This window comes from Corynebacterium sp. zg-331 (assembly GCF_014267345.1).
GTDB lineage: Bacteria > Actinomycetota > Actinomycetes > Mycobacteriales > Mycobacteriaceae > Corynebacterium.
On record NZ_JACMYD010000005.1, the window covers coordinates 135,219 to 143,988 of the forward strand.

Sequence of the window (8,770 nt, forward strand, 5' to 3'; positions counted from 1 at the left end):
GTGAGTTAAAAGATCGGGCGCTCATCGTCGAAGGCCCGCGCCGTGGGGCCGGAGCTTTCCCGCGGGGTTTCCGAGTGTGCCCCGCAGCCGTAGGAGGAGTGCACCAGATGTCCGTCGGCGGAGTATTCGTTGGCGCAGACGCCAAAATTTTTCCCCCACTGCTCCCCGATTCTCAGGTAGAAGGCGCAGTTTCCGCAGTGCAGGGCCGCCTTTTCCGCAAACTCGCTGGTGGGGCCGAAATCCCCCGTCCGCCAGCGCTGCCAGGCCTCACGCAGCCCCTCCACGCTGAGTTCATGGCCCCGGTCGGTCTTGGTCAGGCGTCGATCATCGGGCTCCGGAGGCATGAGGTCACCGGGGTGCAGATCCCCCGGTTGAATGCGCTGCGCCCAGGGCACCCACTCGGGTGCTTGCAACGCCTCGCCGTGCGGCGCGGGCACCAGGGATACCTCGTTGACGGTCACCCTGCGGCTGCCCGGCGCGCAGGCCACCGCCACCTGCCATTCCCACCCGGTATATCCGGGAAGATCGGCGGCAAATCTGTGGATGGCGGCGTGGCGATCCACCGGCTGCACCCCCACGTGATCGCCAACCTCCTCGCCCAGTTCCACCAGGGCCTCCGCCGCCACGGCGGTGGCCTGCCGCGAGAACAGCGGGTTCTTCACTCGATCTTTCTTTCCGTATCGTTGGGTGGGCACGAAGCCCATTATCGCCCACCGGCACCCCGCCGAACTAATTAGACTGGATTTTCATGGCCCCCAGAAAGAAAGGCGCACACCGCCCCCTGACGCAGATCCTCGCCCTCATCATCACCGTGGTGATCGTGATCGTGGTGCTGTATCTGTTCCAAACCTGGTGGAGCGACCGCCCCGATCCCGCGCCACAGGATATTCGGCTCAAGGCCACCGTGGGCGAGCACAGCATGGATCTCTCCCCGTACCTGGTGTGCGAGGTGGGCACCACCTGCGAGGGGGGCGAGGCACCCATGATCCCCGTGGGTGAGCATGACGACCTCATCCTCGATCTCCCGGAGCCCGTCTACGACCATCACTGGAGCCTGCTGACCATCTACGACGACCCCGCCTATAACGACGAGAAGATCTACGAGGGGCACCAACAGCGCTCCGTGACGGTGCCCGGTTCCCTCGATCCCGCCGAGGAGGGCGCCCCACGCCCGCGGCTCATGGTGGTGGAGGTGAACTCCGCCCTCATCGGCGAGGACGAACAGGGCGACCCCACGCCGATGTCCACGGTGTGGTCCTTGGGCAACGAGGAAGTTCCTCGCTCTTAGGCGTCCAGCTCCTTGGCCACGGCGCGGAGTATTTCCGCGACCTGGTGACCGGACTTGCGGTCGGGGAAGCGCCCGGCCCTCAGGTCTGGCTGAACACGCGCCTCGATCAGAGAAACGACGTCCGCAACCATGCTGTTGAGTTGATCGGGGCTATAGCGGTGGTGCGGCTTGCGCGGCTTGTCCAGGACGGCGACGCGCAGCGCCTGGGGGCCCCTGCGCCCGGAGGCGAAGTCGAACTCGATGCGCTGCCCAGGATAGAGCTCCGTGACGCCCTCCGGCAGCACCTGTTTGCCCACGTAGACGTCCTCATCGCCGGGGTTGGAGACAAAACCGAAACCGCGCTCGGCATCGTACCATTTCACCTTTCCCACGGGCACGAGCGATCACCTCATTCCTTTCTAGCGCTATTTTTTAGCGAAATAACGGATCATACACCCCGCGAGCCCCAACCGCGCCACAGCCACCATATAGTGCTTTATATCACATAACCTTTCCGCGGAGCCCTCACCAGCGATGTTGCCCCCCTCGCCGCCCCACAACGGGGGCAAAGGCTGGGCGCGAACCCCAAAAACGTGACAGAAACGTTATAAACCGTTAGCCTTTAACACCATGCGCGGCCCGCGCCGATGGGCCGCCCCGGTTCATGAACGAGTGTGCCACCGGGTACCACGATCTCATCCATCAACGGCGTGCGAGCGCCACAGAGAGGACAACTCAGACCATGGGACGCCATACCGCCATGACCACCTCGATCATCACCAAGCTGGCCCTCGGCTCCGTCGCCGTGGGCACCGCCTCGGCCCTGATCGTCCCCACCGCCTCCGCCGCGCCCGACTCCGACTGGGACGCGCTGGCGCAGTGCGAGGCCGGCGGCGACTGGTCCATCAACACCGGCAACGGCTACCAGGGCGGCCTGCAGTTTAACCCGCAGACCTGGACCGCCCACGGCGGCGGCGAGTTCGCCCCCACCGCCAACCAGGCCAGCCGCGAGGAGCAGATCATTGTGGCCGAACGCGTGCTGGCGAGCCAGGGCTGGGGCGCGTGGCCCGCCTGCTCCCAGCGCCTGGGCCTGAACTCCGCCCCCTCCGAGCGCCCCGCTCCGTCCGCCCCCGCCGTGGAGGCGGTGCCCGCGCAGGCCGCGGAGAACAGCGCCGTGATCCCGGAGGCCTCCAGCGATCAGGTCACCATCACCGAGGTCTCTTCCGGAGAGCCGCTGGCTCCCGCCACCCAGCTCTACTTCCTGGCCATCACCGCCCTGCAGAAGGCGGGCCTGGAGGTGCCGCAGGAGCTCACCAGCTTGTTCTTCGAGCACTCTCGCGACCCGGAGACCTTCTACGCCGAGTTCACCGACGTCATCGAGCCGATGCTCACCGAGGTCGGCCTCGATCAGTACCTGGACGAGGGCACCGATTCCCTGGAGTCCGCCCTCAAGCAGATTATCGCCTTGTTCTAAGGGACACGTGGAAGGGCGGGGTCGCTGTCACCAGCGACCCCGCCCTTCCCTATTGCCTATTTGTTAATGCGGGGGGAGGGGTGCACGTACCCCAGCTCCTCTTGCGGGATCGGGAGGGAGAGTTCGTCCCCGAAGGGGCTCGATGCCCCCGCGTAGCGACCGATAAGCTCCGTCACCACGTGTCCCTCACCCTCGTAGTGCTGCGGCCAGCCCGGATCGACGTATCCTTTTTTCTCAACCTTAGACATACGCCTATTCTGTCAAAGTTCCCAGCAAAAGGTAACTCACGCTACCCCTCACCGTTACACCCATGCCCCTTTCCTATCAGTCCTGGCTCCAGACCCGCACTCCCCAGCAGCTCTCCGCTTTGCTGAGGCTGCGCCCCGACACCGCCCTCCCCGTCGCACCCTCGCTCGCCTCGCTGGCCACCCGGCTACGGATCCGCTCCTCGGTAACCCGGGTGCTGCGCCGCCTTACCGCGGCCGAGCTCGCCGCCGCCGAGGCCGCTGCGGAGGCAGGGGCGGAGTTTCACCCCGTCGCGCGCAGCGGCATCGTCGATCGACTTTCTCCTTTCCTGAACCCCGAAGCCGCCGAAGCCGCGCTCGACCGGCTGGAGGAGGCCGGACTGCTCTACGGCACGGATCACGTGATGCTGCTCAAGGAGGTCTTTGCCAGCCTCCCGCCGGACTGGCGGCTCCTCGAGAACACCACACTTCCGGAGGAAAAAATAAAAGAGCGGATTGAGGCGCTGGATCCTCCGCGGCGCGCGATGCTCAACACCCTGGCGGCCTCCGCGGGCGTGGGGATCAGCCGAGAGAACGACCTGGTGGAGGCCGGGCTGGCCATCCGCGTGGACGAGCGCACCCTGCGCCTGCCCCTGGCGGTGCGCCGGGTGCTGCGCGGGGCCCATCCCGCGCACATCCCCCTGACTCCGCCCGCGGGACGAGAGACCTCGGATACCCGCGCCGTCGACGAGGCGGCGGTGGCCGCCGGCCTCGACGCCGTGCGCCTGCTGGCCCAATTGATCGCCCATCTCGGTACGCGCCCCCTGGTGCTGCTGCGCGCCGGTGGCGTGGGCATTCGGGAGACGCGCCGCCTCGCCCGCAACCTTAGCGTGCCCCTAGAAACGACCAAGCGGCTCCTCTGCCTGGCTCAGGCCGCGGGCCTGGTCGCCACCGGAGAACCGGATCCCCTTCCCGACGAGGATCATTCCTACCTCGCCCCCACCCCGCAAGCCGACGCGTGGCTGGCCGCCGCCCCGGCGCGGCGCCTCGAGACGCTGGTCGCCGGGTGGCGCCGTTCGCGCTGGCGCTACTGGGACGAGGAAAAGGTCCTGACCGAGGAAGACCCTCGTCTGCCCGCGCTGCGCCGCATCGTGCTCACCCCCTATCTAGCCGCCCCGGCTACCCTCAGCGAGGCCGAAGCGGAGGCAGCAGCGGTCTTTTACGCACCGGTGATCGCCAGCGGCACCGACCCCGGCCTCCTGGCCCGGTTACGCGCGGAGGCCGAGTGGCTGGGGGCGCTCTCCGGGGGTGCCGCCACCGCGCTGATCCGCCCGGGCGGAGACCTGGCCGACCTCGTGCCCGCCACCGTGGACCGGGTGATCCTCCAGGCGGATATGACGGCGCTGGCCCCCGGCCCCTTGGAGCATCCGGTGGAAGCAGAGTTGAGCCTGATGGCGGACCTGGAATCGCCGGGTTTGGCCTCGGTGTATCGCTTCAGCGAGGACTCCCTGCGTCGGGCCTTTGACGCCGGGCGTAGCAGCCGCGATCTGCTGGCTTTTCTCTCCGCGCACTGCATAGGATCGCTGCCCCAGGCATTGTCCTACCTCATCGAGGAGATGGGCGCCCACCACGGCTCGCTGCGCGGAGGCGCCGCCCTGTGCTACGTGCGCTGCGAGGATCCCGCCACACTGCACGCCGCGGTACACGCCAGCTCCTCACTGCGTGCGCTGGCCCCCACGGTAGCCATCGCGGAGGTACCCCTGGCGCAGGTGATCGAGGAATTGCAGGCCGCGGGATTACGCCCGGCCGCCGAGGACGCCTCGGGCATGAGCATCGACCTGCGCCCCGAACCGGCCAGGATCGACGCGACAGGTTCGAGGCGCACAACCCCCGCCGCGAGGCTCACCGAGGAACGCATCGCGCAGATCGTGGATCGGCTCCTGGGCGCCGAGCTGGCCTCGGAGGCGACCGAGGAGGCCGAGGATCACGTGGCGGTGCTGAGCGCGGCGGCACGCGGCGGACGCACCGTGTCGGTCGGTTACGTGGATGCGCGCGGCGCCGCGGTGTGCCGCACGCTGCGGCCCCTGCGGCTGACCGCGGGGCGGATGGACGCGATCGATCCCACCAGCGGAACCGCGCACCGCATCGGTCTGCACCGCGTGACCTCCGTAAAGCTAGTACCATGAAAGACTCATCTTCCCTCGAATAACGTAAAGGAATCGCGTGCCCGGCCCCCTCATCGTGCAGTCCGATAAGACCGTGCTCCTTGAAACCGCACACCCTCAGGCCGCCGAGGCCCGCGCCGCCATTGCCCCCTTCGCCGAGCTCGAACGCGCCCCGGAGCACATCCACACCTACCGGATCACCCCGCTGGCCCTGTGGAACGCACGTGCCGCGGGACACGACGCCGAGCAGGCCGTCGACGTGCTAGAGCGCTACTCCAGGTTCCCCGTGCCTCAGGCCCTGCTCATCGACGTCGCGGAGACCATGTCCCGGTACGGCTGCACCCGGCTGAGCAAGGATCCTGCCCACGGGTTGGTGCTCGATGCCGATGAGAAGGCGATCATCGAGGAGCTGCTGCGGCACAAGAAGATCGCGCCCATGCTCGGCGAGCGCCTGGATGACCTCAGCATCCTCGTGCATCCCTCAGAGCGCGGGCGGCTCAAGCAGGAGCTGCTCAAGGTCGGATGGCCCGCCGAGGACCTCGCCGGATACGTGGACGGGGAATCGCATCCCCTTGCCCTGACCGAGGGCTGGCAGCTGCGCGACTACCAAAGCCAGGCCACCGAGGCCTTCTGGGCCGGTGGTTCCGGCGTGGTGGTGCTGCCCTGCGGCTCCGGCAAGACCATCGTGGGAGCCGCCACGATGGCCAAGGCCCAGACCACCACGCTCATCCTGGTGACCAACACCGTGGCCGGGCGGCAATGGCGCGACGAGCTGCTGCGCCGCACCAGCCTCACGCCCGCGGAAATAGGCGAATATTCCGGGGAGAAAAAGGAGATCCGCCCCATCACCATCGCCACGTATCAGGTGGTCACGCGTAAGTACAAGGGCGAATACCGGGCGCTGGAGCTGTTCGATTCCCGCGACTGGGGCCTCATCATTTACGACGAGGTTCACCTGCTGCCCGCCCCGGTGTTCCGCATGACCTCGGATCTCCAGTCGCGGCGTCGGCTCGGTTTGACCGCCACCCTGGTTCGCGAGGACGGCCGGGAGGGAGACGTCTTTTCCCTCATCGGCCCTCAGCGTTACGAGGCTGCTTGGAAGGACCTGGAGCACGCCGGATTCATCGCCTCCGCCCGATGCACGGAGGTGCGCACCGCGATGAGCCAGGAAGAACGCATGGTCTACGCCACCGCCCCGGCACGTGAACACTACCGCATCTCCGCCTGCGCGCAGGCCAAGGAGGAGGTCGTAGCCGCCCTGCTGCGCAAACACGCCGACCAACCCACCCTCATCATCGGCGCGTACCTCGAACAAATCGAGGGAATCGCCAGCCGACACGGCATACCCCTGGTCGATGGCTCCACGAGGACCGCGCAGCGGGAACGTGCCTTCCAGCAGTTCCGCTCCGGGGAGATCACCCACCTGGTGGTCTCCAAGGTGGCAAACTTCTCCATCGACCTGCCCGAGGCCGCCGTGGCCATTCAGGTTTCCGGCACCTTCGGTTCCCGGCAGGAGGAGGCCCAGCGCCTGGGCAGGCTGCTGCGCCCCAAGGCCGGGGGCGGGGAGGCCCACTTTTATACCGTGGTCACCCGCGATAGCCTGGACGCCCAGTACGCGGTGCACCGCCAGCGATTCCTCGCCGAGCAGGGATACGCCTACCACATTATCGATGCCGCCGACGTGATCTAAGAGGAGACACCATGCCATTTTCCTTCGTCGTGGACGAGGCCTGGGCCAAGAAAAACAACGAATTGCTGCGCGACACCCGTCGCCTGCGGCTCAGCGCCATCCTCCTGGCCGCAGCACTCCTAGCCGCGGGCCTCGGCTTCGGCCACGCCGTGGGCGGGGCGGCGGGGGTGCTCATCCTCGCCGTCTTTGCCGTCCTCGCCCTCGTCTTCGTCGCCATCGGGATCGTGGCGCCCCGCAAGGTGGGCGGGGCACAACACCTCTACGATTCCTACCCCCTGGTCCCAGCGATCATCGCGGAGGTCAATCCCCGCGACATCGTCCTCATGGCCCTGGTCAATACCACCGTCTCTCCGCAGGAACCGCCGCGCTGGGCCCTCGCTATCCGCACCGTGACCGCGATCAAGGGCCACCAACGCAAGCGCGGTACCCACGTGCCCGCCGTAGCCGTCTCCGGGCGACGCACCACCCGTAGCCAGGGAACCTGGGACGAGGTCACCCCCATGCCCATCGCCTGGGGTACCCCGGACCCCGACGTCGTCTCCGCCGCGCGCAAAGCCATCGACCACCAGCAGTGGGCAATCCTGGATAAAAACCTCACGCGCCTCGACGAGGTGAAGGCTACCCGCCATAATCTCCTACTGCTCTAGGAGGCGACACGCCCGCTCCATCGCTTCCTCGCTCTTGCAAAAGGCGAACCGGAAGTACCCCTCCCAGCGCTCGGGGGCATCGCTTAGCGCTCCCACCGGCAGGGCTACAACGCCCTCCGGCAGCGCCCCCTCGCCCGGCTGGCGGGCAATCAAAAAATACGAGCCCCGGGTGGGGTGCACCTGCCAACCTGCGGCCTCCAGGGCCGCCGCCAACATCCGCCTGCGCTCGGTCAGCTCCCGGCCCCACCGGGTCACCCAGGGAGCTTCGCTGCGCAGGGCATGGGCCACCGCCGCCTGAAACGGCGTCGCGCTGACGAAGGTGAGAAACTGCTTGGCCTTCGTCACCGCCTGCACCAGGTTCGTCGGTCCCACGACCCACCCCGTCTTCCACCCCGTCACGTTGAAGCTCTTGGCCGCCGAGGAGATCGTGATCGTGCGCTCCTCTAGACCGCGCACGCTCGCCGTGGGCACAAACACCTCCCCCAGTGCCAGGAGGCGCTCATAGACCTCATCGGAGATCACCGTCAGGTCGTGGCGCACCGCCAGCCGAGACAGGCCTTCTAATTGCTCTGCCGAAAAGAGCGCGCCGGTGGGATTATGCGGATTATTCACGATCACCGCCGTGGTGCGGGGGCTGAGTGCGGACTCTATCGCCGCCACGTCTATGGCCCAGGTGTCGCCCCGCGCCGCGAGCGGAACGCTGCGCCGCACCCCGCCGGCAAAAGAAATAGCCGCCGCGTAGGAATCATAAAAGGGATCGAGGACGATGACCTCGTCCCCGGGATTCACCGTGGCCAATACCGCCGCCGCGATACCCTCCGTGGCGCCCGAGGTCACGCACACCTGCGTATCCGGATCCCACTCCTGCCCCAGGCGCTCGCGGCGATCCTCCGCGATGGCGTGGCGCAAAGCCGGGATGCCCGTGAGCGGGGCGTACTGATTATGACCGGCAGCGATTTCCTCCCGAGCGATCGACAGCATGGCCTCCGGGCCGTCTTCGTCGGGGAATCCCTGGGCGAGATTCACCGCCCTCGTTCGTTGCGCCTTGGCCGAAAGTTCCGCGAAGATCGTCTGGCGCATGGCGGATACGCGATAAGAAATAGTCATTATCGCAGTGTAAACAAAAAGTCGGTTGGTGTGACGCGAAAGCGCCGCACCAACCGACTTCCTCAATCCTATGAATTTTTAGTGTTGGCAGCAACCTACTCTCCCACACCCCAACGAATGCAGTACCATCAGCATGAAATGGGCTTAGCTACCGGGTTCGAAAAGGGACCGGGCGTTTCCCCACCACCATCAACCA

General features: G+C 66.9%; 9 protein-coding genes and 1 rRNA gene. 5 read left to right on the top strand and 5 right to left on the bottom strand.

Features of this window, described 5'->3' with window-relative positions; all coding sequences use genetic code 11:
* Nucleotides 1–5 precede the first annotated feature (5 nt).
* A complete protein-coding gene (locus H7347_RS07545) occupies nucleotides 6–704 on the bottom strand; it encodes a DUF3027 domain-containing protein (protein WP_152822869.1) in 699 nt (232 codons plus the stop codon).
* A 44-nt stretch (nucleotides 705–748) separates the two neighbouring features.
* Here H7347_RS07545 and H7347_RS07550 point away from each other — a divergent pair, with 44 nt between their 5' ends.
* The gene (locus tag H7347_RS07550; protein WP_152822871.1) at nucleotides 749–1,288 is read left to right on the top strand and encodes a DUF2771 domain-containing protein; all 540 of its coding nucleotides are present in this window, start codon (nucleotides 749–751) and stop codon (nucleotides 1,286–1,288) included.
* On the opposite strand, the gene H7347_RS07555 is transcribed toward H7347_RS07550, so the two are convergent.
* Entirely contained in the window at nucleotides 1,285–1,665 is a 381-nt protein-coding gene (locus tag H7347_RS07555; RefSeq protein ID WP_186337366.1) for a cold shock domain-containing protein, read from the bottom strand. The two genes, H7347_RS07550 and H7347_RS07555, sit on opposite strands and share 4 nt — an antisense overlap.
* Nucleotides 1,666–2,009: 344 nt before the next feature.
* Between H7347_RS07555 and H7347_RS10885 the strand changes: the two genes are divergently transcribed.
* On the top strand, nucleotides 2,010–2,741 hold the full coding sequence (locus H7347_RS10885; RefSeq protein ID WP_152822873.1) for a transglycosylase family protein: 732 nt from the start codon (nucleotides 2,010–2,012) through the stop codon (nucleotides 2,739–2,741).
* A gap of 56 nt (nucleotides 2,742–2,797) precedes the next feature.
* Here the strand turns inward: H7347_RS10885 and H7347_RS07565 are convergent, their stop codons facing one another.
* Complete coding sequence (locus H7347_RS07565) at nucleotides 2,798–2,989, bottom strand: hypothetical protein (RefSeq protein WP_152822875.1); 192 nt, start codon at nucleotides 2,987–2,989, stop codon at nucleotides 2,798–2,800.
* A gap of 62 nt (nucleotides 2,990–3,051) precedes the next feature.
* Here H7347_RS07565 and H7347_RS07570 point away from each other — a divergent pair, with 62 nt between their 5' ends.
* Genes H7347_RS07570 through H7347_RS07580 form a run of 3 tightly spaced genes read left to right on the top strand, consistent with a single transcriptional unit; the run spans nucleotide 3,052 to nucleotide 7,467 of the window.
* The gene (locus tag H7347_RS07570) at nucleotides 3,052–5,151 is read left to right on the top strand and encodes a helicase-associated domain-containing protein (protein ID WP_152822876.1); all 2,100 of its coding nucleotides are present in this window, start codon (nucleotides 3,052–3,054) and stop codon (nucleotides 5,149–5,151) included.
* 37 nt (nucleotides 5,152–5,188) lie between these two features.
* On the top strand, nucleotides 5,189–6,820 hold the full coding sequence (locus H7347_RS07575; RefSeq protein WP_186337367.1) for a DNA repair helicase XPB: 1,632 nt from the start codon (nucleotides 5,189–5,191) through the stop codon (nucleotides 6,818–6,820).
* An 11-nt stretch (nucleotides 6,821–6,831) separates the two neighbouring features.
* Nucleotides 6,832–7,467 (top strand): DUF3239 domain-containing protein, encoded by a 636-nt coding sequence (locus H7347_RS07580; RefSeq protein ID WP_152822878.1) that lies wholly within the window; start codon nucleotides 6,832–6,834, stop codon nucleotides 7,465–7,467.
* Here H7347_RS07580 and H7347_RS07585 read toward each other — a convergent pair.
* Both H7347_RS07585 and rrf read right to left on the bottom strand, forming a co-directional pair.
* Nucleotides 7,456–8,574 (bottom strand): aminotransferase class I/II-fold pyridoxal phosphate-dependent enzyme, encoded by a 1,119-nt coding sequence (locus H7347_RS07585; protein ID WP_152822880.1) that lies wholly within the window; start codon nucleotides 8,572–8,574, stop codon nucleotides 7,456–7,458. The genes H7347_RS07580 and H7347_RS07585 overlap by 12 nt on opposite strands.
* A gap of 82 nt (nucleotides 8,575–8,656) precedes the next feature.
* Nucleotides 8,657–8,768: ribosomal RNA gene (gene rrf / locus H7347_RS07590) — 5S ribosomal RNA — on the bottom strand.
* Nucleotides 8,769–8,770: the final 2 nt, after the last annotated feature.

Excerpts from the sequence above, each read along its gene's own strand:
- H7347_RS07585 (WP_152822880.1), bottom strand. The coding sequence starts at position 8,574 with ATGACTATTTCTTATCGCGTATCCGCCATGCGCCAGACGATCTTCGCG.
- H7347_RS07550 (WP_152822871.1), top strand. The coding sequence starts at position 749 with ATGGCCCCCAGAAAGAAAGGCGCACACCGCCCCCTGACGCAGATCCTC.
- H7347_RS10885 (WP_152822873.1), top strand. The coding sequence starts at position 2,010 with ATGGGACGCCATACCGCCATGACCACCTCGATCATCACCAAGCTGGCC.
- H7347_RS07565 (WP_152822875.1), bottom strand. The coding sequence starts at position 2,989 with ATGTCTAAGGTTGAGAAAAAAGGATACGTCGATCCGGGCTGGCCGCAG.
- H7347_RS07570 (WP_152822876.1), top strand. The coding sequence starts at position 3,052 with ATGCCCCTTTCCTATCAGTCCTGGCTCCAGACCCGCACTCCCCAGCAG.
- H7347_RS07545 (WP_152822869.1), bottom strand. The coding sequence starts at position 704 with ATGGGCTTCGTGCCCACCCAACGATACGGAAAGAAAGATCGAGTGAAG.
- H7347_RS07580 (WP_152822878.1), top strand. The coding sequence starts at position 6,832 with ATGCCATTTTCCTTCGTCGTGGACGAGGCCTGGGCCAAGAAAAACAAC.